The organism is Flavobacterium sp. 270 (assembly GCF_004368785.1).
Lineage (GTDB): Bacteria > Bacteroidota > Bacteroidia > Flavobacteriales > Flavobacteriaceae > Flavobacterium.
Genome location: NZ_SODM01000002.1, coordinates 46461 through 71818 on the forward strand (window position 1 = coordinate 46461; position 25358 = coordinate 71818).

Below are 25358 nucleotides of genomic sequence, written 5' to 3' on the forward strand. Positions count from 1 at the left end.
CCCGAATAATTATTTATTCGGGCTTTTTTATTTCAGCTTTTTTCTAATTATTTTTTATCTGTAATAGGAAAATTTCTTGCTCTCATTAAAGCATCAGATTTAGGAGCTCTTCCTCTAAAGTTTTCATATGCTTTTTCCTGATCGATAGTATTACCTACACTGAATACATTATCGTAAAGACGTTTTGCAACAGCTTTATCATAAGGACCTTTACCTTCTAAGAAAGCTTCCCAAGCATCTGCATTGATAACATCAGCCCATAAATAACTGTAATATCCAGCAGAATAGCCATCCCCAGAAAAGATGTGTCCGAATTGTGGAATTCTATGACGCATTACAATCTCTGACGGCATATTTAGCGCGTCTAAAGTTTCTTTTTCAAATTTATGAGGATCAATAGTTTCTGTAGCTAAGTGAAGCTTCATATCTACTAAAGAACTTGAAATAGTTTCAACAGTAGAAAAACCTTCGCCAAAATTAGCTGCTTTCTCAATTCTTTCTACCAATGCTTTTGGCAATGGCTGATTTGTTTTATAATGTAAAGCAAATTTATTTAATACTTCCGGAGTCGCTAACCAGTGCTCTAACAATTGAGATGGAAACTCAACATAATCTCTTGCAACAGATGTTCCTGCTAAACTTGGATAGGTTACGTTTGAACATAAGCCGTGTAAAGCGTGTCCAAATTCGTGAAATAAAGTACTTGCATCTTCCCAAGAAACCAAAATCGGCTCATCTGTACTTCCTTTAATAAAGTTACAGTTATTAGAAACAATTGTAAGCACATCCCCATCCAGTTTTTGCTGATCGCGATAAGCATTCATCCATGCTCCAGAACGCTTTCCTGCACGTGCGTAAGGATCAAAATACCATAATCCAACCGTTTTACCCGTAACTTTATTACTTACTTCCCAAACACGCACATCTGGATGATATACAGGAACATTTGTAATTTGTTTAAATTGTAAATTAAACAATTCACCTGCAACCCAGAACATTCCTTCGCGCAATTTCTCTAGCTGTAAATAAGGCTTAACTTCATTTTGATCTAAATCATATTTCGCTTTTCTAACTTTTTCAGCATAAAAACGATAATCCCAAGGCTGAATTTTAAAATTCCCACCTTCAGCATCTACAATCTTTTGCATTTCTGCTACATCATCGTGTACTTTTTCTACAGCAGGTTTCCAAACAGACATCATTAGGTCTAATGTTTTCTGCGGATCTTTTGCCATTTTATTAGACAAGCTCCAATGTGCAAACGTAGGAAAACCAAGTAATTTTGCTTTTTCCTGACGTAATTTTAAGATTGAAACCAAAGTTGAATTATTGTCATTTGCATTTCCGTTATCGCCACGTTTTACAAAAATATCAAAAGCTTTTTCTCTTAAATCTCTGCGAGTCGAAAAAGTTAAAAATGGTTCGATAGAAGAACGTGTATTTGCCACGCACCCTAAAGCATCTAATTTTCTTTCTTTAGCCTCTGCCATTGCAGCATTTTTTACTTCTGGAGGAAGACCATCAAAATCTGCTTCTGTTTTTAATGCCACATATTGATTATGTTCTTCTGCCAATAAATTCTGGCTGAATTTTGTATAAAGTGATGCTAATTCTGCATTAATTTTTGCCACTTTTGCTTTATCTGCTTCATTTAATTTTGCACCTTCACGAACAAAATCTGTGTAATACAACCAAATTAAACGTTGCTGCTCACTCGTAAGCTTTTTACTTTCTTTTGAGTTATACAAAGTTGCTACTCTTTCAAAAAGTTTTTTGTTTTGATTAATTTTATCTGTAAACTCAGAAAACTTTGGTGACATTTCTGTATCAACAGCATTAAATTCCGGACTGCTCAAATTAGATCTAAAGATTCCGTAAACCGTAGCAATTCTTGTAATTGTTTTACCCGAACGCTCTAAAGCTGCAATTGTATTATCAAAAGTCGGTGCTTTTGGATTGTTAGCAATAACATCAATTTCATTCAGTTTCTCCTGAATTGCAAATTGAAGCGCCGGCTTAAAATCTGAAACCTTATATTGATCAAAAGCTGGAACACCTCCGTAAGGACCTGTCCAGTTTTTTAATAAAGGATTTTCAGCATTGGTTTGTGCGTTTGACGCAAAAAAGGTTGTACCCATGAGAAAAATTGTCATTAATTTTTTCATTATCATTAATTTGCTTTAATATAAATTAAACTTGTTGTTTCAAAAATAACCAAAAATCATCAATCTATAGAAAAATTTAACTTTAAGACCATTTAAAAACTAAAGTTTAAATTAAAATCAAACCATTTTAAATTTTGAAGAAATAGCTTAAATTTGAAAATCAATTTAACAAACTACTATGTTTAAAACCAGAAGAGAAATTGTATTTGTAATTCTTGCAGGTATTTTTATAACCAATGCCGTTGTGGCTGAACTTATTGGAGGGAAATTAATTCAGATTGGGCCGTTTGTAATGAGCATAGGAATTCTGCCTTGGCCAATTGTTTTTCTAACAACAGATTTAATAAATGAATATTTTGGAGAGAAAGGTGTAAAAAAACTTTCTTTTATAACAGCCTGTTTAATTGCTTATGCCTTTCTTATATTATTTATGGCGATCGTAGTTCCCGCCGCAAAAGGGATAAGTCCCGTAAATGACGAACAATTTCAAGCCGTTTTTGGGCAGAGTATGTGGATTATTGTTGGAAGTTTAATCGCTTTTATGGTATCTCAATTGATTGATGTCTGGATTTTTTGGTTTTTTAAGAGAAGAACCGGCGAAAGAAAAATTTGGCTCAGAACAACTGGTTCAACTGTAATTTCGCAGTTATTTGATTCTTTTATTGTACTTGGAATTGCTTTTTGGTTACCCGGAAAAATTGATTTTGATACTTTTATTTCATCTGGTTTAACGGGATATATTTTTAAACTTTCTGTAGCCGTTATATTAACCCCTCTTATATATGCAGGACATCATCTGATTAAAAAATATTTAGATAAAGATAATCTTCAAGAAAATAATAAAGAAGATTTACAATAATGAAAAATTATAAAATATATTTTTCAATCCTGATCTTATATTGCTTTACAGCTTGTACAGAGAATATTAAAAAACAGGTAAAAGACACTACCGAAGGAATTACAAACAAAGTAGTTACTATTTCAGAAAGTACTGCAGCAACAGTATCAGGCTATAAAAATGCAATTGTAAAAAAATAACAGCTGCCAAAGAAATCGTTTCTGAAACTGTAGAAACCAAAACTGACAGCGTTGTAGAAAACCAAATTGGAAATGAAAAATTTCTAGGAATTACTTATTTCAAAAAATTTCTATCGGATTGCAAAACAGGAGAAACTTTAACACAAAAAGAACTTATTGAAGAGCATAACATTCCTGCCGACGGAATAAAAATGATAAAAAGTATTACCAAAACAGCCGAAGATGAAATTGAAGTGAAATGGAAATCGACTTGGTTTGTAGAACGAATTTCTGATGCAAAATTTACAGATGCTAAAATGAAACTTAAGTTTGAAGCTAATAAAATGTATACTTCTGGTAAAGCAATTGGTATAAAATACAATAAGAAAGTCTATAACAACTTAATCATAATTGGAAACAAGGCTTACATTCCATCCGTAAAAGGGTATCATTGGAAAATAGGCAAATAATTTATTCTAAATAATTCAACAATAACATTTTATGAATTTTGTAAGAAAAAACATCTCTTTAAATTGTTTTTTCTTACAAAATGATTTATTTTTGTTAAAAATATTAACAAGTAAAATCATAAAAAAATGAAAAATTTAAAAGTCTTATTTTTGTCTGTAGTGGCATTGGCATTATCCGTTTCTTCTTGTAGTAATGACAATAACAATGAAGATACTAACACAAATGGATCTCTTATAGGCAAATGGGAACTTTCTCAAGTGGGAACTATCCTTGGAAACGAGGAAGTATTACAACCATATACAAATGATGGCTGTGATAAAGATGTTGTAGAATTTACAACAGATGGCAAATTTATAGACCGCTATTCAGAATTTACAAATAATGCTTGTAAAGCGTATACTCAGGAAGGAACATGGACAAAAGATGAAAACACACTATCAAAAAAATACGCGTCTAATGATTCTGAAAAATTTGAAATCACTGAATTATCTGGAAGCAAGCTAAAAGTAAAAGAAACATATAGCCAAGCAGGTATAACAGTTATAGCCATATCTGTTTACAAAAAAATCTAATTAGAAGATTAAAATCTTTAAAACCTCAAATCAATCTAGATTTGAGGTTTTTTTATACATTTGAAAAAAAACATGGAACCAATAAGATGTAGCTGGTGTTTGTCCAGCGATTTATATAAAAAATACCATGACGAAGAATGGGGCGTTCCTATTTACGATGATGCATCTTTATTTGAATTTTTAATTTTGGAAACTTTTCAAGCCGGTTTAAGCTGGATTACCATTTTAAATAAAAGAGAAAATTTTAGAGAAGCTTTTGATCATTTCGATTATAAAAAAATCGCCAATTATTCTGAAGACAAAATAGAAGAGTTACTTCAAAATACTGGAATTATTAGAAATAAATTAAAAATTAAAGCGACAGTTTCTAACGCACAAGCTTTCATGAAAGTGCAAGGTGAATTTGGCACTTTTTCTGATTATATTTGGAAATTTACCAACGGAAAACCAATTATAAACAATCCAAAAACATCAAAGGATGTTCCCGCCACTACTCCACTTTCAGACGAAATCAGTAAAGATTTAAAAAAAAGAGGTTTTAAATTTGTCGGTTCAACCGTAATTTACGCTCATATGCAGGCAACTGGAATGGTCAACGATCATGCCGAAGATTGCTGGACGAGAAGATCCTAAAAGTTTATTTTGTTTCAGGTTTCAGGTTTAAAGTTACGGTCGTAATTAACTATTCGCAAAAAACTTGAGACCTAAAACCTGAAACAAAAATAAATTTAAACCAAAAATTCATTACATTTGCTTCACACTTTAGGGGTGTCTGCAACATTGCAGGCTGAGATTTTACCCTCTGAACCTGATCTAGTTCATACTAGCGTAGGGAAAAGTAAGATGACTTCACGCACGCGTTTACGCGTATTTTGCAGCCATTCCTATTGTGTAACTATACACTAAACTTAAAGGAATGGAACTAAAAATCAACCAACAATTCAAAACATTCGATGCTGAAACTTTTAGCGTTCAGGCATTGCTCGATCTCGAAATTCCGAACAAACAAAACGGAATTGCCGTTGCTGTTAACAACACTATAATTCCAAAACTCAAATGGAATTCCCATTTCATTCAGGAAACGGATGAAATTATTATTATTTCTGCCACTCAGGGTGGTTGATAACAAATTCCAACTCTAAAAATTCCAAATTCCAATTTAGAATATTAAATGGAGACGTACTACTGTGCACCTTTACGGAATACATTGCATTAAAACACAATCAAGATCAAACTTGAAACCTGAAACTTGAAACAAATAACTTCTCTTATGACAAACGAAGAAAAAATATCCAGAACGCCTTTTCCTAATTCAGAAAAAATATATGTTGATGGAGAAATCCATCCTATAAAAGTGGCCATGCGCCAAATTAAATTAAACGACACCAAACTCTCAAATGGAGGCATCGAAAAAAATCCTCCCGTTACAGTTTACGATACATCAGGAGCTTACACTGATCCTAATATTCAAATCGACATTAGAAAAGGACTTCCACGCTTACGCGAAAAATGGATTCTTGACAGAAATGATGTTGAGATTTTAGACGAAATAACGTCTGATTATGGACAAAGCAGATTGAAAGATGAAAGTCTAAATCATCTAAGATTTGAATATTTACATCAACCAAAAAGAGCCAAAAAAGACGCAAATGTAACGCAGCTCTATTACGCCAAACAAGGAATTATTACTCCAGAAATGGAATACATCGCGATTCGGGAAAACCAAAGAATCGAGCTTTTAAACGAACAAACCAAAGCCATGCAATGCCAACACGCAGGTCATAGTTTTGGGGCCAATACACCAAAAAGTAAAATTACACCAGAGTTTGTGCGAAGCGAAGTTGCCATTGGTCGTGCTATTATTCCGAATAACATTAATCATCCCGAAAGTGAACCCATGATTGTGGGACGCAATTTTTTGGTAAAAATAAACGCCAATATCGGTAACAGCGCTGTGACTTCGAGTATTGAAGAAGAAGTAGAAAAAGCCGTTTGGGCGTGTCGTTGGGGTGCCGATACGATTATGGATTTATCAACCGGAAAAAACATACACGAAACCAGAGAATGGATTATTCGAAATTCTCCAGTTCCAATTGGTACTGTTCCAATTTATCAGGCTCTTGAAAAAGTAAAAGGAATTGCCGAAGATTTAACTTGGGAAGTTTTTCGCGATACTTTGATTGAGCAGGCAGAACAAGGCGTTTCGTATTTTACGATTCATGCCGGGGTTTTACTTCGTTACATTCATTTAACCGCGGATCGCGTTACGGGAATTGTTTCTCGCGGTGGGTCTATTATGGCAAAATGGTGTTTATTTCATCATAAAGAAAACTTTTTATACACCCATTTTGAAGAAATCTGCGAAATCATGAAACAATATGATGTTGCTTTTTCTCTTGGCGACGGCTTGCGCCCGGGTTCTATTGCAGATGCCAATGATGCCGCACAATTTGCCGAATTAGAAACTCTTGGTGAATTAGCCAAAATTGCATGGAAACATGATGTTCAGGTTTTTATTGAAGGACCAGGCCACGTACCCATGCACATGATTAAAGAAAATATGGACAAACAATTGGAACATTGTAACGAAGCTCCATTTTACACCCTTGGGCCTCTTACAACAGATATTGCACCGGGTTACGACCATATTACTTCTGCAATTGGCGCCGCTATGATTGGATGGTACGGTTGTGCAATGTTGTGTTATGTTACGCCAAAAGAACATCTTGGTTTACCAAACAAAAAAGATGTAAAAGACGGTGTAATCACGTATAAAATTTCGGCACATGCTGCTGATTTAGCCAAAGGACATCCGGGAGCGCAATACCGAGACAATGCTTTGAGTAAAGCACGATTTGAATTCCGTTGGGAAGATCAGTTTAATTTATCACTCGATCCCGACACTGCAAGAGAATTTCACGATGAAACTCTTCCGGCTGAAGGCGCAAAAGTGGCGCATTTCTGTTCTATGTGCGGTCCAAAATTCTGTTCTATGAAAATATCTCAGGAAATTAGAGATGTGGCTGCAGCCGAAAAAGGTATGCAGGAGAAATCAGAGGAATTTATCGAACAAGGGAAAGAGATTTACATTTAAGAAAAAAGAATATAGAGTAAAGAGAATAGAATAAAAATCTCCATAATCTGCTAAATCTGCGAGAGAAAAAACATGATCGTAATATCAAATCCAATTGCAATAGCAAACGAAATCAATCTAATCCATTCTCTTTTTGAGGAAGGATTAGAATTGTTTCATTTGAGGAAACCAGATTATTCTTTAGAAGAAACTCAAAATTTTATAAATCGAATAAATCCAGATTTCAGATCGCAATTGGTATTACACAATCATCATCAAATTGCAGAAGATTTTGGAATTAACAGAATTCATTTTTCAGAAAAAACAAGAAGTTCAAGTTTAGTTCCTGCAAGGTTTCCAAAACCTTGTAGGTATTCCACATCAACTCATTCAATTAAGGATTTCAACACTTTAGAAAATCATTTTGAATATGCTTTTCTAAGCCCAGTTTTCAAAAGCATTTCTAAAGAAAATTATGTTTCTGAAATTGATTTATTCGAAGCTCTAAAATCAAGAACAAACACAAAGACAAAAGTTATCGCTTTGGGCGGAATCAATTCTGAAAACATTCAAAAAACTCTTGAAAATGGTTTTGATGACGCCGCACTTTTGGGAGCAATTTGGAGCAATGAAAATCCTTTAAAACAATTTAAATTATGTCAGCAAATCGTCCGTACACACTTACTATCGCAGGTTTAGATCCGAGCGGAGGCGCTGGTGTTCTGGCGGATATCAAAACTTTTGAACAGCATCAAGTTTCAGGTTTTGCGATTTCGACTGCTAATACTATTCAAACCGAAAATCGATTTTATGATATTCAATGGACAGATTTGAGTTTTGTAATTCGTTCGATAGAAGCTTTATTTCAAAACTATAAAATCAAAGCTGTTAAAATCGGAATCGTGCCAAGTTTAGATTATCTGAACCGAATTCTCTCGACTATAAAATTCCTTTCTCCGACAACACAAATTGTCTGGGATCCGGTTTTGAAATCTTCAACTGAATTCGAATTTATGGAAATTACTGATGCTTTAGATTTAAATAAAATTCTCTCCCAAATCGATTTGATTACACCTAATTATAATGAAATAATGTTCTTATTTCCTGATTTTTTCTCGAATCAACTTTGGCTTAAAAATGAAATTCCAACAACTATTTTATTAAAAGGCGGACACAATGAATCAGCAATTGGTACAGATCGGTTATTTCTAAAAAATGAAATTATCGATTTGATTCCGTCAGAAAAAAAATGTTACGAAAAACATGGTTCCGGCTGTGTGCTTTCGGCTGCAATTACTGCAAATCTAGCTTTGAATCAAGCCCCAAAAGAAGCTTGCAAAAATGCCAAAACCTACATAGAAAAATACCTGAGTTCAACTTCAACTTTAATCGGATATCATTATGTACCCTAAACTGCAATACATATCGCAAGGCGAAACAATCGAAGAACAATTGTACAATATTCATCAGGCTCTTGATGCAGGATGCAATTGGGTACAAATGCGTTTTAAAAACCAAACCGAGAAAGAGGCTGTTACTTTAGCGGAAGCGACAAAACTTTTATGCGAAAAATATCTGGCGAATTTTATTGTAAACGACAATTTACATCTCGCACAGCAAATCGCTGCAGACGGCGTTCATCTTGGTTTGACAGACATGAAAATCGATGAAGCACGAGCCATTTTAGGAAATACAAAAATCATCGGAGGAACTGCCAATACTTTTGAAGACATTCAGAATCATGCAAAAAATGGCTGTGATTATATTGGTTTGGGGCCTTTTCGGTTTACGAATACAAAAGAAAAATTAAGTCCGATTTTAGGCTTGTCCGGTTATTTTGAGATTCTTCAAAAACTGAAAAAAAATAAAATCAACATTCCGGTTTATGCTATTGGAGGTATCACATTGCGGGATTTAAATCCGTTGATGGAAACTGGAATTTATGGAATTGCTGTTTCTGGTATTATCACAAAAAGTGACGAAAAAGCAACTCTTATTCAACAACTAAACGAAAAATTATATGCAAACGTCATTGTTTAAAATTGGAGATAAAACCCTGACTTCTCGCCTATTTTTAGGAACGGGAAAATTTGGTTCGAATATCGAAATGGAACGCGCGATTTTAGCCTCGGAAAGCGAATTGGTAACCGTTGCCTTAAAACGAATTGATTTAGAAACTGAAACGGATGCTATTTTATCGCACCTTAATCATCCAAAAATCAATTTATTGCCTAATACTTCTGGTGCAAGAAATGCCAAAGAAGCCATTTTTGCTGCGCAATTGGCGCGTGAAGCTTTAGAAACAAATTGGTTAAAACTAGAAATTCATCCTGATCCAAAATACTTAATGCCAGACCCGATAGAAACTTTAAAAGCAACTGAAGAACTGGCTAAATTAGGATTTATCGTTCTGCCATACATTCATGCTGATCCTGTTTTATGCAAACATTTGGAAGATGCTGGAACTGCTGCCGTTATGCCTTTGGGTTCGCCAATTGGCAGTAATAAAGGCTTAAAAACTATTGATTTCTTAGAGATTATTATTGAACAAAGCAATGTTCCGATAATCATTGACGCCGGAATTGGTTCTCCATCAGATGCTGCAAAAGCTATGGAAATTGGTGCCGATGCTATTTTAGTAAATACTGCAATTGCGGTTGCAGGAAATCCGGAATTAATGGCGGAGGCTTTTAAAGAAGCTGTTATTGCAGGTAGAAAAGCGTTTGAGGCTAAACTAGGAAAACAGTTTAATCATGCGGTCGCTTCTAGTCCTTTGACTTCTTTTTTATATGAGTAGTTATTTTTCTCCCGCAGATTTTGCAGATAACAGAGATTTTTTATCAGCTTAATCTGCAAAATCTGCGGGAGAAAAAAATTTAAAAAGAAAGAAAATTCTTAATTTTATTTTTTAATAATTTAATTTAGAAAATATGTTAGAGAATGAAATCTCATATAGAATAAGAGGATCAATTTTTAAAGTTTATAATTTATTAGGACCGGGATTATTAGAATCAGTTTATGAGAGCGCACTGTATTATCAATTACAAAAAGATGGTTTAAACGTCATCAAACAAATTGATTTACCTGTAAAATATGAAGAAGTGATATTAGATGTTTGCTTCAGACTTGATTTATTAGTTGAAGACAAAGTAATTGTTGAATTAAAATCTGTTGAAGAATTAAAGTCAATTCATTTTAAACAATTAAATACTTATTTAAAATTAACAAATAAAAAACTCGGGATATTGGTCAACTTTAATTGTACTAATATTCTAGATAGTATACATCGCGTAGTAAACAAAATATAATCCGCTTAATCTGCAAAATCTGCGAGAAACAAAAAAATGAAAACATTTAAATCGGTTTTTGAAAACTATGATTGGGATTCCATTCAATCTAAAATATATCAAACTACAACAAAAGAAGTAGAACAGGCATTAGCAAAAAACAAAAGAAATCTTGATGATTTTCTGGCATTGATTTCACCCGTGGCGCAGTCATATTTAGAGCAAATGGCACAACAATGTCACGAACTCACTAAAAAACGTTTTGGGAAAACCATTCAAATGTATGCGCCATTATATTTAAGCAACGAATGCCAAAATATCTGTACGTATTGTGGTTTTAGTTTAGACAATAAAATCAAGCGAAAAACACTTTCAGATGCTGAGATTAAACTTGAAGTTGAGGCTTTAAAAAAAGCGGGGTTCGATCATGTTTTATTAGTTACCGGCGAAGCAAATTATACCGTAAATATTAATTATTTTCTGAATGCAATTACACAAATAAAAGAACAATTTTCGATTATTTCTGTTGAAGTGCAGCCACTTTCTACAGAAGAATATGTTCGTTTACACGAAGCTGGTGTTTATTCGGTTTTGGTTTATCAGGAAACGTATCATCAGGAAGTTTACAAAAAATATCATACAAAAGGTAAAAAGTCAAACTTTGATTTTCGACTGGAAACTCCCGATAGAATTGGAACTGCGGGAATTCATAAAATAGGTTTAGGTGTTTTATTAGGTTTGGAGGACTGGCGAACGGACAGTTTTTTTAATGCTTTGCATATCGATTATCTACAGAAGAAATACTGGCAGACCAAATATTCTGTTTCTTTTCCGAGATTACGCCCAGCTGAAGGAATTATCGAACCGAATTTTATTATGGATGATAAAGATTTGGCACAGCTTATCTGCGCGTATCGTTTATGGAACGAAGATTTAGAAATTTCGATTTCTACACGTGAAAATGAGAAATTCAGAAACAACATTATTCCGATTGGCGTTACGAGTATGAGTGCAGGTTCTAAAACCAATCCGGGTGGCTATGTTGTTGATCCGCAATCTTTGGAACAATTTGAAATCAGCGATGAACGTTCAGCAGAAGAAATTGCACGAATCATAAAAAAATCAGGTTACGAACCCGTTTGGAAAGATTGGAGCAAAAGTTACAAATAGAAAAATTCCAAACTCTTTAAAATTCCAAATTCCAAACAATCTAAAATCAAAAAATGAGTACTATTATACAAGAATTCTTGCGCTACAACAGACAAACTATACTTCCAGAAATTGGCGATGAAGGTCAGGAAAAAATCAAAAATGCAAAAGTATTGGTTATTGGCGCGGGTGGTTTGGGTTGTCCTGTTTTGCAATATTTAGCTGTTGCGGGAGTTGGAACTATTGGCATTGTAGATTTTGATACCATAGAAATTCATAATCTTCATCGGCAGATTTTATATACGGAAGATCAAATTGGTTTTTCTAAGGCTTTAACAGCAAAAGCAACTTTAGAAAAACTAAATCCGTTGATTAATGTTATTGCTTTTGAAGAAAAACTTACGGAAGAAAATGCATCAAAACTTATCGAAGATTTTGATATAATCGTTGATGGTTCGGATAATTTTAAAACGCGTTATTTGGTTAATGACACTTGCGTAGAATTAAACAAAACATTGGTTTATGGAAGTATTTTAAAATTTGAAGGACAAGTTGCCGTTTTTAATTATAAAGGAAGTAAAAATTTACGCGATTTATTTCCGGAAATACCTGATCCAAAAGATGTTCCGAATTGTAATTTGAATGGTGTCTTGGGAACTTTACCCGGAATTATCGGCAATATGATGGCGCACGAAACTTTAAAATTGATTGTAGGATTACCAACTTTACAAAACGAATTAATTGTTTTTAATACGCTGGATTGGAATTTTACAAAACTGAATTTTTAGAAAATAACTGAATCTCCTACCTTAATAATTCCAGAATTTAAGCTGACGATATTGGTTCCGAATAAAACAGAATTGTTCACATTTCTATATTTGGCTAAAGTTTTCAAAGGTTCTTTTTTTATAATTCCCTTCTTCGGATCATTATTTACCATAATACATCTTCCGCAGGGTTTTATGTTTTTAAATTGTACTTCACCAATTTTAAAAGTATCATAATCATCTTCTTCGTGAGCAACTTCACTACTAACTACTATGTTCGGACGAAATCTTAAAATAGTAATTTTATCTTCTAGTTTTTCATTCAAAAAATCCAAACTTTTTGTTCCGATCAGTAAATACGGATAACCGTCGGCAAGACTTACATTGTAGGTTTCTTTTGTGCGTGAACTTTCATGTTTACGCGCTCCAATGTTATTGATTTTAACCAATTTGCATTGAAAACCAAGTTGTTTACTAAACCATTCCGATGTTGCTTTATTAACCTCAACAACTTCACTTTTATCTTCCCAAACTTTTGTTTCTATTGGAGTTTCCAAATTTTCATCTATAGAAAATTCATGTTTTTGATCTTGAAAAGTGATGCTGATTTTTCCGTCTGAAATCTGCGGATAAAACTGACTCATGATCGGATATTCGCGTTGTGTTACGTGTAGATTTTCTGCATTGATCAACATCCATCGACGATCGTTTTCGAATCCCATTTCTTCGGCTAAAACATTTTTACAGCTGATTCCTGCCAGACTTTTGATCGGATAAATATAAATTTCTTTTACAACATGAATGGTGCTCATTTTACTCACTTTTTAAAATAGATATAAATACTTCGCGGTCAATTTCGACACAGCCTAAACTTTCTAAGTGTGGATTATAAACCTGACAATCCAGTAATTTATAATTGCCTCTTCTTAAATATTCAACCAAAGCTATAAATGCCACTTTTGATGCATTTGAAACTTTAGAAAACATACTTTCTCCACAGAAAATATTTCCTAAATCAATTCCGTACAAACCGCCTACTAAAACTTCATCCTGCCAAACTTCAATAGATTTTGCAATTCCTTTTTCATTTAATGCGCAATATGCATCAATCATTTCATTGGAAATCCACGTTCCGTTTTGCCCGTCGCGTTTTATTTTTTGGCAGTTGGAAATTACGTCCCTAAAATTTTTATTAAAAGTAACTTTAAATATTTTTCTGTTCAAAATATTACGCATGCTTTTTGACACAATCAATTCATCCAAAAACAAAACCATTCTCGGATCTGGCGACCACCAAAGAATGGGTTCTCCAGGATTAAACCACGGAAAAATGCCGTTTTTATAGGCTAATTGTAAACGTTCCGGACTTAAATCGCCTCCAATAGCAAGAATTCCTTCTTCATCGGCTTCTGAAACTGGCGGAAAAAATAAGTCTTTTGATAAATAATGCATTTTTAAAATAAATTTCAATTTAGAAATTCCAAATTCCAACACTTGAGAATACTCAATATTAAAATCCCAAATTCCATTTTTCTTAAAGTTACCTCAATCTAAATAAAAACAAAAATTCCAAATTCCAAACAGATTAAAGATTTGGAATTTGGAATTTAAAACTATTGAAATTTAACCTTTTTAGAAAGGTAAATCGTCTGGTTCGTCGTTGTTTACGTTTGTTGCTGGAGCAAAAGCTTCTGCAGCAGGCATTGGAGGTGCTTGTGAAGGTGCTTCGTTTCCTACTCTTTCGATTCTCCAACCTTGGATACTATTAAAATATCTAGTTTCTCCTTGTGGATTAACCCACTCTCTTCCTCTCAAATTGATAGAAACTTTTACTGGCTCTCCTTGCTTATAGCTGCTTAACAAATCGCATTTATCTTGTGTAAATTCGATTAAAATATGTTGTGGATATTGCTCATCTGTAGTAACAACTAATTCTCTTTTTTTAAATGAGGCACTAACTTGTTGCTCCGGATTAACCACTTTTACTTTTCCTATAACTTCCATCTTCGTTCGTTTATATTAATTATTGATTCTTTTCTTATTTTTTTGCTAAAAGCACTTTCCACGCCGACAAAACATCATCTTTGTCGAGATATTTTTTGGCTTCCAAATGTATCTTTTCCTGATCATCGGAGCTTAATACTCCTTTTACAGAAAAATTTTCCTTCACAAATATACTAACTTCTTCCGTTGTAGGCAAGGATTCTATGTTGCCTAATTTGCCAAGATCATTTCCGTTAAAAACGGGACTTTCTTTGATAAAATTCGGAATCACATCTACTCCAACGCCTAATGTTGTGAGTGGTTTTGGCACTTCAAAAAGTCCTTCGTTTGATCTTGAATACCAATTACTTCCTAATCTTGAAACCAAATCTATTTTATGCTGATCGATTGCTCCGTTTTCGTCTACAATCGACTCGTGAATGTGCATTTTTACTACTTCACAAAGTATCAAATTTCCTGCTCCGCCTTCGGTTCCTAACGAAATAATCTGCGTGACTTTGCACTCAAACTGCACCGGAGATTCTTTTACGCGATATGGTTTTACCAAATCTGACGGAATTTGTGTAAGTCCGGCTTTTAGAAATTCATTTACGCCTTCTGCATATTCTGTACTTGCCAAAGAGGTTTGCTGTACCATGTCATAATTTACAACATTTATTACGACTTCTCGGGTTGCTTCTGCATTTATCAAAGTATGTTTGACTGTATTGTCGCGTACCCTTCTTGCAGGTGAAAAAACCAAAATTGGCGGATTGGCACTAAATACATTAAAGAAACTAAATGGTGACAAATTCGGAATTCCTTTTGCGCTTATTGTACTTGCAAAAGCAATAGGTCTCGGTCCTACAGCGCTTTGCAGATAAGCATGCAGTTTTACCGTTGGTATCTCTTTTGGATCTATGCTAATCATATTTTTTTCTTTTTAACTGAATCTCGTTTCAGCTGTTACAAAAGTATAGAAATCCTTTAATTCCGTGAAATAGTTTTGGGTTTAAAAACAAAAATCTTTACGGTTTACAAAATATTAAATGTGTATTATTCGTTATATTTATACCTCAAAAAAATGCATATGTCTTTTTCCGAAAGAAGAAATACAACTCGTTGGATAATTATTTTTATTTCCTTTTTAATCATTACTCTGATTCTCTGGAACACTTATACTTTTTTTCAAATTTTTAAAAATGAGGAGCGTTTAAAAATGAATCTTTTTGCGAATGCACAGATTACTATTGTAAATGCTAATGAAAATACTGATGTTGAACTTCCTCTGCAAATTTTCAGTAACAATACTTCCATTCCTGTCATGCTGATGATGTATGATAAGGTGGTGAGTTCTAAGAATGTTCCCGATGCTGTTCTTAATGATAAAAATAAGACAAAGGCTTTTTTAAATAATTTAAGAAATGAAAATGAACCTATAATTTTTGAATATGCTCCGGGAAAATATCAAAAACTGTATTATGGTAATTCAGAATTACTTAATAAACTTAAATATTATCCTGTTGCTTTATTGCTGATTATATTTTTGTTTGTGGCTTTGATTTACAATTTCTATAAAAGTACCAAAATGGCTACTCAAAATAAACTTTGGGCAGGGATGGCTAAAGAAACGGCGCATCAAATTGGTACTCCGCTTTTTTCTTTAATTGGATGGGTTGAGATTTTGAAAACTGAAGATATTGATCCTTCTATTACTATTGAGATTGAAAAAGATATTGAGCGTCTGCAGACTATTACAGATCGTTTTTCTAAAATTGGCTCTGTTCCGGCTTTAGAAGAGCACGATATTATTGCCGAAACTTTAAATACTTATGAATATCTGCAATCGCGTTTTTCTAAACAAGTTGCTTTTTCTTATCAGGGTCCAAAAGAACGTATTCTTGTTATGATTAATCCGACATTACATAGTTGGACTATCGAGAATCTGGTTAAAAATGCTATTGACGCCATGAAAGGTAAAGGAACATTAGAACTTCAGATTGAACAGGATTTGCATCATGTAAAAATAAATGTAAAAGATTCTGGTACCGGAATTTCTAAAAAACAATTCAAAACTATTTTTGAACCGGGATTTACAACCAAAAAACGCGGCTGGGGATTGGGACTTTCTTTAACGAAACGTATTGTTGAGGAATATCATAACGGAAAAATTAAGGTCTTACATTCTGAAATTGGGAAGGGAACTACTTTTCAGATTTCGTTAAATAAAAAAGTGCAGTAGTTTATACTGCACTTTTTTTATATTAATTTAAAACTGGGCTTCGACTCCGCTCAGCCTGACAATCAAAATTTAATTTATAAATTAGATTGAATATCTTTTGCTAAAGCTTCAAATTCTTCTTTAGAAAGTTTCACTTTGTTAATAAAACGCATTTCATCCATTTCATTTAACGGAATTAGATGAACATGTGTATGTGGAACTTCAAGACCAACAACTGCCATTCCGATTCTTTTGCAAGGAACTGTTTTTTCTAATGCTATTGCAACTTTCTTAGAGAACGCCATTAAACCTAAATACAATTCGTCATCCATATCAAAAATCTTATCGATTTCTTGTTTTGGAATGCAAAGTGTATGCCCTTTGGCATTTGGGTTTACGTCTAAAAATGCAAGATATTTATCGTCTTCTGCAACTTTATAACTTGGTATTTCTCCGTTTACTATTTTGGTGAATATACTGCTCATCGTGAATTGTTTTAGTCTCTTGAGATTTCAAGAATTTCAAATTTCAAAACACCATTTGGCACTGTAATTTCTGCTACTTCTCCAACTGATTTTCCAAGTAAACCTTTTCCAATAGGAGAAGTTACCGAAATTTTACCCGTTTTTAAATCTGCTTCGCTTTCTGCAACAAGAGTGTATTTCATTTCCATTCCGTTGCTTTGGTTTTTGATTTTAACATTAGAAAGCACCAATGCTTTAGAAACATCAAGTTGTGATTCGTCTATTAATCTTGCATTAGAATATACTTCTTCCAATTTAGCAATTCTCATTTCTAATAATCCCTGCGCTTCTTTGGCAGCATCATATTCTGCATTTTCAGATAAATCTCCTTTGTCTCTTGCTTCTGCTATATCTTGAGATGCCTTTGGACGCATTACACTTTTTAGGTGCTCCAATTCATCTTTTAATTTTTTTAATCCTTCTGCTGTATAATAAGATACTTTACTCATAACTTCATCGTTTATATAAATACAAAAAATCCCATCGGGACGGGATTTCTTATTACAAATATACTATTATTTTTTATAGTACATAATTATATGTTAATCATATAAAATTCAAAACTAAATAATTTAAATTTGTTTCACTAATTCTTATTAAAGTAATGAAAAAAATCTGCCTCTTTATTGTATTTGTTTCTGTGCTTTTTTCTTGTAGCGATAATGGCAACAGCAACAAAAATCCATACATACCTAATTATTCTATAAATGCGTATTTAGACACCAATCTGCCTTTATATAATAACTTAAAGTACATTAGCAATCCTGTATTTGTGGCCAATTATGGTGCAAAGGGATTAATTATAATGAAAACAGGCGAAGGAACCTACAATGCTTTTGATGCTGCCTGCCCTAATCAGGCCGTGACATCTTGTACTGCAATGACTATTGACGGCATAAATGCGGTTTGTTCCTGCGATAAGACTTCTTACAATTTATTTACTGGTCTTGGCAATAAAGAATACCCAATGAAACAGTATCGAGTTGAAGCCAGCGGTACCGTTGTACACGTTTATAACTAAAATAAAAAAGCCTGAAAATTTAAAACTTTCAGGCTTTTTTTATTTTCAGGATATATTAAAATTTCAGTGTTAATCCTACCAGGAAATTAATTCCTGCCTGTGGATAATAGTATGGATAAATATCATACATGGCTCCGTTTGAAACATATTTTTTATCTAAAAAATTATTTACCAAACCTGTTATGATAATAGATTTAAAAATTGAATTGGGTTTAATCTCATAAGACGCATTAAAATCATTTACAAAATAATCTGCCAGTTTTGCTTCCGGTAATTCAATATTGTTCATGTATTGTTCGCCAACAAATTTTTGCAGTAAAGAAAGATGCAAACTTTTAATTGGGCTGTAAACAATTATATTTCCTGCAATAACAGCTGGTGAATAGGCAATATCCTTTGTTCCGTAGTTTTGACCTTCTACCGCTAAATCAACATTTTTATTACTGCTTAATGTAAAGTTTGGTCTAAGAATAAATTTTTCTGAAAGTGCAATTGTCGCATCAACCTCAAGACCTAAACGATAACTCTTTTCGCTGTTTGAACGAATTGGCGAACCTACATCGTCTAATCTTCCGGTTAAGATCAATTGATCTTTGTATGCCATATAATAAACATTAGAATTCAATTGAAATTTCTCTGAATTGAATCTCCAGCCTAACTCAAAATCGTTTGATTTTTCCGGTTTTACATTTCCACCTTCGTAATCGGTTCTGTTTGGTTCACGATTGGCTCTTGCATAAGAAAAGTATAATGTATTTTTTTGATTGATTTCGTAGTTTAAACCAGCTTTTGGATTAAAGAAATTAAAAGTATCATCTACAACTCCAGTTTCATAACTGTTTGCTTTATATCCTACTCTTCTGTATTGTAAATCTCCGTAAAAACTTAATTTTTCTGTGAATTGATAATTTGCTTTCGCGAAAATATTCCCGTCCGTTTTAGTTGAGAAATCATCGTAATAATGATCGCCCAATTCTGATTGAGAAGCATATCTTGCCCAAATTACTTTTCCGTAATGATCGCCTTCATATTTGTTCCAGCCTCCTCCAAAAATAACATCCAGTTTTTCATCTTTGTATTTTGCAGAAAATGTAGTTCCGTAAAAATCATTATCTAACCATTTCTGGCGAATTAAATCGGTGGTTGTAATTGCTCCTACAGGATTTAAATTATAATCGGCCATGTCGGCATCTTCTTTATAATTTTCGTAATACCCTTTTCCTTTTGTATAATGAAAAGCTAAGTTGGTACTCCATTTATCAGAAACAGATTCACTCCAATGTAATTGATAATGATCTTGTTTGTAATTATCGGTTTCATTGTCATAAAAACGAACATTTCCAAATTCATCTGTGTACATTCCTGCCGAATTAAAAGTACGATTTGAATTTAAAGTTTCAGCATCAATTCCGTTCCAGGATTGGTATGTTTTTTCTGTTCCACCAAAAACCAAAGCTTTAATTAAAGTCGTTTTTCCAACATAAGTTCCTTGCAGAAAATATGATTTTAAATCAGAACTTGCTCTGTCTACATAACCGTCAGATTTTATTGTAGACAAACGTCCGGCAAGTTCAAAATGATCGTTTAATAAACCTGTACTAAATTTTACGGTATGTTTGTGAGAATTGAAACTTCCGTAAGAATTCGAAATTTCACCATTTGCTTTAGAAGCATAATTATCGGTCAGCATATTCAAACTTGCTCCAAAAGCTCCAGAGCCGTTAGTCGAAGTTCCCACACCACGCTGTAATTGTAAACTTTCTACAGAAGAAGCAAAATCGGGCATATTTACCCAAAAAGTTCCCTGACTTTCTGCATCATTGTACGGAATTCCGTTAATCGTAACGTTAACTCTTGTAGCATCACTTCCGCGGACTCTGATTCCGGTATAACCCATTCCGTTTCCTGCATCAGAAGTCGTTACAACAGACGGAAGGTAATTCATCAGAATTGGAATATCCTGTCCCAGATTTCTAAATTTGATGTCTTTTTTATTCAAATTACTAAAAGAAACAGGTGTTTTTGTAGTAACACGAACTGCAGAAACCAAAACCTCATCAAGAGAATTTACTTTGGTAGAATCTTTTACCTGTGCATTAGAAGACAGAGAAAAGAATAAAGAAAATAGAATAAAGAAAATAGATTTGGTTGCGTCCAGTTTTAAAACCTTAGAACCTTTGTAGCTTAGTACCTCAGTACCTTTAAAAAAAGTTTTCATTCGTAAATAATTACGAATAAAAGGGGGAATTATTCTTTGTTAAATTAATAAAATTGTTTCACGACAAAATATAGTGTGCACGCTAAAATTTGTCGTTTTTTCCCTTAGCGACATTACTCGCTCAGGTTCTTTGGGTATGATCTCAGCTCGTTATTTAGAGCACCCCTTTGAGACAGGGCAAATGTAAGGCTAAAAAATCAAACTCCAAAAAAACAAATTCCAAATTCCAAAAATTCACTTTTTAGTAATTCTTTGTTGGAATTTGGAACTTGAAAATTGATTTATTCGAAATTAGGTTTTCTCCTTGATTGTTTAATTTCAGAAACGTTCTTTTTGTCTTTAATTCGTTTCTTGATAACTGATTTTGGAATTTTGGTTGCTTTACGAATTTTAGGCACAAACAATCCTTTTTTTATGATTTCTAAAAAACGCTTTACAACAATCTCCTTATTTTTAAGCTGGCTTCGATCTTCATCACAATTCAGAATCAAAATATTTTCTGATGTCAAACGTGCCGCTAAATTCATTTGAAGTAAAGCTTTTTCTTCTTCAGATAAAGATTGAGAAGCATTCAAATCAAAAGACAAAACTACTTTTGAAGAGACTTTATTTACATTTTGTCCGCCGGCGCCACTGCTCCTAACGGCTTTAAAGCTTAATTCTGATATGATTTTCTCGCTTTCCATTATTGAGGCTGATGTGCCGGTTTTAATAAATCGTTTACCGTTTTAACCGGGTTGAATGTTATCAACGGAACCACAACAAAAACAGTTAGCCAATTTGCCATCGCTCCATTCCATAATCCTGGAAGTTCGTAGCTTTTTACCACTTTTCCGTCAGCACTTTTTTCTACAATAAATCCTGTTGTATGATCTACAAATTCATTCAGATCAAATTTTTGATTCTTATAATTTTTGATACCGCAAACCAAATCAACTGGATTAAAATGTGTTGCCTGAGTTAAAATTTTGGCTTGTTTTTTATTTTCTATATCTACTTGAGAGGTTTCAACAATTTGCAGCGAAACATGACCTTTTTCATTCATTACCCAAAACGGACCTCCGCCTGGTTCACCTTCATTTTTAACCATTCCGCAAACTCTGATTGGTCTATCCAGCAAATCTTTAATTTTATTGATTTTATTTTCGAAAGTAAATTTGCTTAAATCCTCAGTGATTTTTATGTTTAGTTCCTGTTCTAGAAAGGAAACAACTTCATCAATATTATTTTCTGTAATTTCTTGATTATCGATCGCTTGTAGATAACTAAAAACTTTTTGCTGTATTTCTAATAAAATACCTGCTAAACCTTTTTTATACAATGTAATTTGATCTATATGATTCTGAATTACATTATCAATGTTTTTAATGAAAATAATATCACCATCAAGTTCATGCAGATTTTTAATCAACGCTCCATGTCCGCCTGGTCTAAAAACAAGCATTCCATCTTGATCTCTCACGAATTTATTTTTGCCATCAATAGCAATAGAATCGGTACTCTTACATTGATAAGAATAGCTTATATTAATTTGAGTATTAGAATCGCTTTCTACTTTATGTTTTACTTGTTTAGCAGCTTCTTCAAATAGATCCTGATGTATTTCTGAAACTGTAAAATGCAGATTAGAAACGTTATTTGCACAAGCATAGTGAACACATTCGTTCAAATGTTCCTCAATTGGATTTGCAATATGTGTTTTGTATTTATGAAATGGCAATACTGCTTTAGGCTTATTTGCAAAATCAAATTGCCCCAAAGACAATATTTCTTTTATAAAATAGTAATTTTTGTAATTTCTGTCTAAGGCATCAAAGTCAGGGTAAAGTGTCTTTAGTTTTTTATCTACTGCTTTAAAAAAAGCAAACTTCTCCATTGCTACAATAAAAATAGGCAGCTCTTTATTTTTCTTTCTATTAATATAGGCGTTTATAGTTTCGGTATCAATATCAAATTCATTCAAAAAAGTCTTCAAAAACTTAAACATTCTTGTTGCTGCTCCAGAAGCGGGAACAAATTTGTTTATTTTTAAATGTTCTTTCTGATTGTCGTAAAAAAGCGCTTTTTCTTCAAAATCAGTTTCAGACAAACTTAAAATTCCATTGTTTATAGTTGCCGGACTTATTAAATTACTTTTTGCAATTCCTTTTTTTAATATTTTTAATTGTTTAAAAACATTTTCAAAAGAAACTCCATGATTGTATAACTGCACAAAATCTTCAGAAGAAAAACCACGTTCTTTAGCAATAGCAAGATTATCTACAATAGCAGTTGCTTTTGCTAAACGACTTTCTTCGTTTCCGGAAAGTGTTATAAAAGGTTTTTTAGCATCAATTAAAGTTTGTTTGAAAACAGAAAAAACAGTTTCTCTTCCATCAGGAGTATCCCTAATATCATCTTTTTCCCAAGGAACGTCAATGTCTGTCAGGAAAAACAAATCGTATTCATGTTCTAAAGCCGCTTTATCTAAATGTGGATCGCAGAAACCGTAATACATTTCAGAAAAAACTTTAGTTACCATTAAATTGGTATCAGAAAACAGATATTTTGATGCCGTAGCCAATTTTTCGTTTTCTAATGCAGTTTGACCGTAAGCAATAGGCATCATATCATCGGCAGTACAAATATGCTGATTCTCTTCCCATTTTTGCTGTAAATAATCGCGTGCAAACTCGGGAACCCACTCGGTTTCGTATTGAGCTGCAAGCTGTTTTGCTAAAGTTGTTTTACCTGTACTTTCAGGTCCAAATAAAGCAATTTTTATTATAGATGTTTTTTGCTGTCTAAGATTTTTCTCCATTCTAAATAAGCTGAAATAGCCAAAATTGTAAAAATTAAATACTGAAGTGACAGCATCCCTAAGCCGCGATAAGCATAAAGAGGCACTACAATAATGTCGCCAATAATCCAAAGTGTCCAGTTTTCGATTTTTTTCCTGGCCATGTACCACATTCCTGCAAAAAATATTCCAGACGAAACCATATCGACATAATTGTCTTTTTTGATTTCGTAATCAAAATATTTATAAATCCCGAAAACCACAAATACAGTTACGACAAACAATAAAATTCCGATGATTTTTTCATTAAAACTTGTTCTCGTAATTGGTAAATTCTCCTCTACAGTTCCTCCTTTTGCCCACACATACCAGCCATATATGCTCATAATAGAAAAATATCCATTAATAATCATATCACCAATATAGCCAGCAATATACAAAAGATAAACCGATATTACAGTAGCAATTAATCCTGTAGGATATACCCAGATATTTTCTTTTTTAGCAAACCAAACGCTTAGAATACCACAAACAAAAACTAAAAATTCTAAAGCAATATGCCATAGCGGTGCGTTCTTGTAACTGTCTAGAAAAAAATCTATCATTGGGGCTGATTTTTAATTATGATTCAAAAAAATGGCTGTTATTTTCAAAAGCTGTTCCTATCACCACCAAATCTGCACCTGCCTTATGCGCGCTCTCAATTCCGTGCAAATCTACAATTCCTCCGCCAACAATAATAGGAATTTGAATATTTTGAGATATTAACGCTATCATTTCCAGCGGAACTGCCTTTTTTGCTCCGCTTCCTGCTTCTAAATACACCAATTTGTTACCTAACATTTCACCGGCTTGTGCTGTTGCCAAAGCCAAATCAAAATCTTCACGATCTAAAGGCTGTGTTTTGCTAACTCTTGCCACTGCTGTTTCGTTACCGCTTTCTATCAAAATATAACCTGTTGAAATAATTTCCAGATCTGTTTTTTTAAGAATTGGTGCTGCCTGAACCTGATATTCAATTAAATAATCCGGGTTACGGCCAGACAATAAAGACAAGAACAAAATAGCATCTGCCTGAGGTGAAATCTGCGACGGATCTCCCGGGAAAATTACAACGGGCAAATTTGTTTTTTGTTTTAACTCTATAAGCAATTCATCTAAAATATCTGCCTCCACAATACTTCCTCCAACAAATATATGTGTGGCGGGAGATTGGTTTATTTTAAGGAGCAGATGTTCTAAATTTTCCCAGACAATTTTATCCGGATCCAAAAGAATAGCTAGAAGCTTTCGCTTTTCAGTCTTAGCTTCAACAATCTGTTGGTATATATTGAGTATTTTTTGTCTCATAGCGGGCGTAAAAGTAAAAGTTTTTTAATGCAGAAGAACTATTTTGAATCAATTATATTTGTGTGCCCACTTGAATATTAAAAGACAAATTTATGATCGCAATTGAACTGTTAGAAAAATACGGGGCTTTGAAGAAAGTTTACGACAAAACTTCTATCATTTTTGAGGAAGGTAAACTGCCCGCAAATTACTATCAAATTATTTCGGGCGAAATAAAAATGAATAATTATAACGATGACGGGCGGGAATTTATTCAGGGTATTTTTTATAAAAATCAATCTTTTGGAGAACCTCCTTTATTTTTAAATCAAAATTATCCTGCAAGCGCCGTTGCTGTAGAAGATTCTGAAATACTTTATCTCTCCAGACCAAACTTTATGCGATTGCTGGAAGAAAATCCCGTAATAAGCCTAAAAATCATCGAAAATCTGGCGCAGCGTTTGTATTACAAATCGGTTATGGCGGCCGAAATGTCTACACAAGAACCAGAGCATCGAGTATTAAAATTGATTGATCACGGAATTGCATATTTTAATTTTAAAAAAGACCAAAATGGTTATCTCATTAATTTTACCAGACAACAAATTGGCGACCTGACTGGTTTACGTGTAGAAACGGTGATTAGAACTATTAAAGCTCTGGAAAAGAAAGGGGTACTAAAGATAATTAACAGAAAAGTATATCGATAAAAAAGTTCTTGTTTTATGATTTAAGTCATAAAACTGTAGTGTATTGTGGTGGTAAATTTGCCTTATAAAACA

General features: G+C 33.3%; 29 protein-coding genes and 1 riboswitch. Of the genes, 17 read left to right on the top strand and 12 right to left on the bottom strand.

From position 1 onward, the window contains the following. Positions 1-47 precede the first annotated feature (47 nt). Positions 48-2153 (bottom strand): M3 family metallopeptidase, encoded by a 2106-nt coding sequence (locus EV144_RS07550; RefSeq protein WP_243854638.1) that lies wholly within the window; start codon positions 2151-2153, stop codon positions 48-50. Between the two features lie 190 nt (positions 2154-2343). Between EV144_RS07550 and EV144_RS07555 the strand changes: the two genes are divergently transcribed. The 14 genes from EV144_RS07555 to EV144_RS07620 all read left to right on the top strand — a co-directional run bounded on the left by EV144_RS07555 (position 2344) and on the right by EV144_RS07620 (position 12522). Further along, the gene (locus tag EV144_RS07555) at positions 2344-3024 is read left to right on the top strand and encodes a queuosine precursor transporter (protein WP_134147651.1); all 681 of its coding nucleotides are present in this window, start codon (positions 2344-2346) and stop codon (positions 3022-3024) included. Further along, positions 3024-3203 carry a hypothetical protein gene (locus EV144_RS07560; RefSeq protein WP_134147653.1) on the top strand — a complete coding sequence of 60 codons (180 nt, stop codon included), beginning with the start codon at positions 3024-3026 and terminating at the stop codon, positions 3201-3203. The genes EV144_RS07555 and EV144_RS07560 overlap by 1 nt, the downstream gene beginning before the upstream one ends. A 191-nt stretch (positions 3204-3394) precedes the next feature. Next, positions 3395-3652 carry a hypothetical protein gene (locus EV144_RS07565; RefSeq protein WP_134147654.1) on the top strand — a complete coding sequence of 86 codons (258 nt, stop codon included), beginning with the start codon at positions 3395-3397 and terminating at the stop codon, positions 3650-3652. Positions 3653-3778: 126 nt separating this feature from the next. Then, the gene (locus EV144_RS07570; protein ID WP_134147655.1) at positions 3779-4225 is read left to right on the top strand and encodes a lipocalin family protein; all 447 of its coding nucleotides are present in this window, start codon (positions 3779-3781) and stop codon (positions 4223-4225) included. 72 nt (positions 4226-4297) lie between these two features. Further along, complete coding sequence (locus EV144_RS07575) at positions 4298-4858, top strand: DNA-3-methyladenine glycosylase I (protein WP_134147657.1); 561 nt, start codon at positions 4298-4300, stop codon at positions 4856-4858. Between the two features lie 121 nt (positions 4859-4979). Continuing rightward, a riboswitch (TPP riboswitch) is annotated at positions 4980-5077 on the top strand. Positions 5078-5141: 64 nt separating this feature from the next. Next, positions 5142-5348, top strand: a complete 207-nt coding sequence (gene thiS, locus EV144_RS07580) for a sulfur carrier protein ThiS (protein WP_134147659.1) — start codon at positions 5142-5144, stop codon at positions 5346-5348. Positions 5349-5495: 147 nt separating this feature from the next. Then, complete coding sequence (gene thiC / locus EV144_RS07585) at positions 5496-7319, top strand: phosphomethylpyrimidine synthase ThiC (protein WP_134147661.1); 1824 nt, start codon at positions 5496-5498, stop codon at positions 7317-7319. 72 nt (positions 7320-7391) lie between these two features. Continuing rightward, the gene (locus tag EV144_RS07590) at positions 7392-7997 is read left to right on the top strand and encodes a thiamine phosphate synthase (protein WP_134147663.1); all 606 of its coding nucleotides are present in this window, start codon (positions 7392-7394) and stop codon (positions 7995-7997) included. Continuing rightward, complete coding sequence (locus EV144_RS07595; RefSeq protein WP_134147664.1) at positions 7955-8710, top strand: hydroxymethylpyrimidine/phosphomethylpyrimidine kinase; 756 nt, start codon at positions 7955-7957, stop codon at positions 8708-8710. Before EV144_RS07590 ends, EV144_RS07595 begins: the two co-directional genes overlap by 43 nt. After that, positions 8700-9338 carry a thiamine phosphate synthase gene (locus EV144_RS07600; protein WP_134147666.1) on the top strand — a complete coding sequence of 213 codons (639 nt, stop codon included), beginning with the start codon at positions 8700-8702 and terminating at the stop codon, positions 9336-9338. The genes EV144_RS07595 and EV144_RS07600 overlap by 11 nt, the downstream gene beginning before the upstream one ends. After that, positions 9319-10095 carry a thiazole synthase gene (locus EV144_RS07605; RefSeq protein WP_134147668.1) on the top strand — a complete coding sequence of 259 codons (777 nt, stop codon included), beginning with the start codon at positions 9319-9321 and terminating at the stop codon, positions 10093-10095. Before EV144_RS07600 ends, EV144_RS07605 begins: the two co-directional genes overlap by 20 nt. A 133-nt stretch (positions 10096-10228) precedes the next feature. Next, entirely contained in the window at positions 10229-10606 is a 378-nt protein-coding gene (locus tag EV144_RS07610) for a GxxExxY protein (RefSeq protein ID WP_134147670.1), read from the top strand. A gap of 36 nt (positions 10607-10642) precedes the next feature. Beyond that, the gene (thiH, locus tag EV144_RS07615; RefSeq protein ID WP_134147672.1) at positions 10643-11755 is read left to right on the top strand and encodes a 2-iminoacetate synthase ThiH; all 1113 of its coding nucleotides are present in this window, start codon (positions 10643-10645) and stop codon (positions 11753-11755) included. 53 nt (positions 11756-11808) lie between these two features. Continuing rightward, positions 11809-12522: a HesA/MoeB/ThiF family protein gene (locus EV144_RS07620; protein WP_134147674.1), complete on the top strand. Its 714-nt coding sequence runs from the start codon at positions 11809-11811 to the stop codon at positions 12520-12522. On the opposite strand, the gene EV144_RS07625 is transcribed toward EV144_RS07620, so the two are convergent. The 4 genes from EV144_RS07625 to EV144_RS07640 all read right to left on the bottom strand — a co-directional run bounded on the left by EV144_RS07625 (position 12519) and on the right by EV144_RS07640 (position 15415). Beyond that, the gene (locus EV144_RS07625) at positions 12519-13313 is read right to left on the bottom strand and encodes an MOSC domain-containing protein (RefSeq protein WP_134147676.1); all 795 of its coding nucleotides are present in this window, start codon (positions 13311-13313) and stop codon (positions 12519-12521) included. The genes EV144_RS07620 and EV144_RS07625 overlap by 4 nt on opposite strands. Position 13314: 1 nt before the next feature. Beyond that, positions 13315-13953, bottom strand: a complete 639-nt coding sequence (gene aat / locus EV144_RS07630; protein ID WP_134147677.1) for a leucyl/phenylalanyl-tRNA--protein transferase — start codon at positions 13951-13953, stop codon at positions 13315-13317. A 180-nt stretch (positions 13954-14133) separates the two neighbouring features. Then, positions 14134-14505, bottom strand: coding sequence for a DUF3127 domain-containing protein (locus EV144_RS07635; protein ID WP_134147679.1), 372 nt, complete (start codon positions 14503-14505; stop codon positions 14134-14136). A gap of 34 nt (positions 14506-14539) precedes the next feature. Further along, entirely contained in the window at positions 14540-15415 is an 876-nt protein-coding gene (locus EV144_RS07640; protein ID WP_134147680.1) for a flavin reductase family protein, read from the bottom strand. 159 nt (positions 15416-15574) lie between these two features. Here EV144_RS07640 and EV144_RS07645 point away from each other — a divergent pair, with 159 nt between their 5' ends. Continuing rightward, complete coding sequence (locus EV144_RS07645; protein WP_134147682.1) at positions 15575-16726, top strand: sensor histidine kinase; 1152 nt, start codon at positions 15575-15577, stop codon at positions 16724-16726. A gap of 74 nt (positions 16727-16800) precedes the next feature. Here EV144_RS07645 and EV144_RS07650 read toward each other — a convergent pair whose 3' ends face one another. Both EV144_RS07650 and greA read right to left on the bottom strand, forming a co-directional pair. After that, positions 16801-17190 (bottom strand): HIT family protein, encoded by a 390-nt coding sequence (locus EV144_RS07650; protein ID WP_134147684.1) that lies wholly within the window; start codon positions 17188-17190, stop codon positions 16801-16803. A gap of 11 nt (positions 17191-17201) precedes the next feature. After that, a complete protein-coding gene (gene greA / locus EV144_RS07655) occupies positions 17202-17678 on the bottom strand; it encodes a transcription elongation factor GreA (protein WP_029271926.1) in 477 nt (158 codons plus the stop codon). A 155-nt stretch (positions 17679-17833) separates the two neighbouring features. Between greA and EV144_RS07660 the strand changes: the two genes are divergently transcribed. Continuing rightward, complete coding sequence (locus EV144_RS07660; protein WP_134147686.1) at positions 17834-18250, top strand: hypothetical protein; 417 nt, start codon at positions 17834-17836, stop codon at positions 18248-18250. 55 nt (positions 18251-18305) lie between these two features. On the opposite strand, the gene EV144_RS07665 is transcribed toward EV144_RS07660, so the two are convergent. The 5 genes from EV144_RS07665 to EV144_RS07685 form a co-directional block, all read right to left on the bottom strand. Next, on the bottom strand, positions 18306-20468 hold the full coding sequence (locus tag EV144_RS07665; protein ID WP_134147688.1) for a TonB-dependent receptor: 2163 nt from the start codon (positions 20466-20468) through the stop codon (positions 18306-18308). A gap of 281 nt (positions 20469-20749) precedes the next feature. Further along, positions 20750-21154 (bottom strand): alternative ribosome rescue aminoacyl-tRNA hydrolase ArfB, encoded by a 405-nt coding sequence (arfB, locus tag EV144_RS07670; RefSeq protein ID WP_134147690.1) that lies wholly within the window; start codon positions 21152-21154, stop codon positions 20750-20752. After that, complete coding sequence (locus tag EV144_RS07675; RefSeq protein ID WP_134147692.1) at positions 21154-23268, bottom strand: DUF4301 family protein; 2115 nt, start codon at positions 23266-23268, stop codon at positions 21154-21156. Before EV144_RS07675 ends, arfB begins: the two co-directional genes overlap by 1 nt. Continuing rightward, positions 23232-23852 carry a nicotinamide riboside transporter PnuC gene (gene pnuC / locus EV144_RS07680; RefSeq protein ID WP_134147694.1) on the bottom strand — a complete coding sequence of 207 codons (621 nt, stop codon included), beginning with the start codon at positions 23850-23852 and terminating at the stop codon, positions 23232-23234. The genes EV144_RS07675 and pnuC overlap by 37 nt, the downstream gene beginning before the upstream one ends. Before the next feature lie 16 nt (positions 23853-23868). Next, the gene (locus EV144_RS07685; RefSeq protein ID WP_134147696.1) at positions 23869-24597 is read right to left on the bottom strand and encodes a geranylgeranylglyceryl/heptaprenylglyceryl phosphate synthase; all 729 of its coding nucleotides are present in this window, start codon (positions 24595-24597) and stop codon (positions 23869-23871) included. A 92-nt stretch (positions 24598-24689) separates the two neighbouring features. On the opposite strand from EV144_RS07685, the gene EV144_RS07690 reads away from it, so the two are divergent. Then, positions 24690-25286, top strand: a complete 597-nt coding sequence (locus tag EV144_RS07690) for a Crp/Fnr family transcriptional regulator (RefSeq protein ID WP_134147698.1) — start codon at positions 24690-24692, stop codon at positions 25284-25286. The last annotated feature ends 72 nt before the right edge of the window (positions 25287-25358 follow it).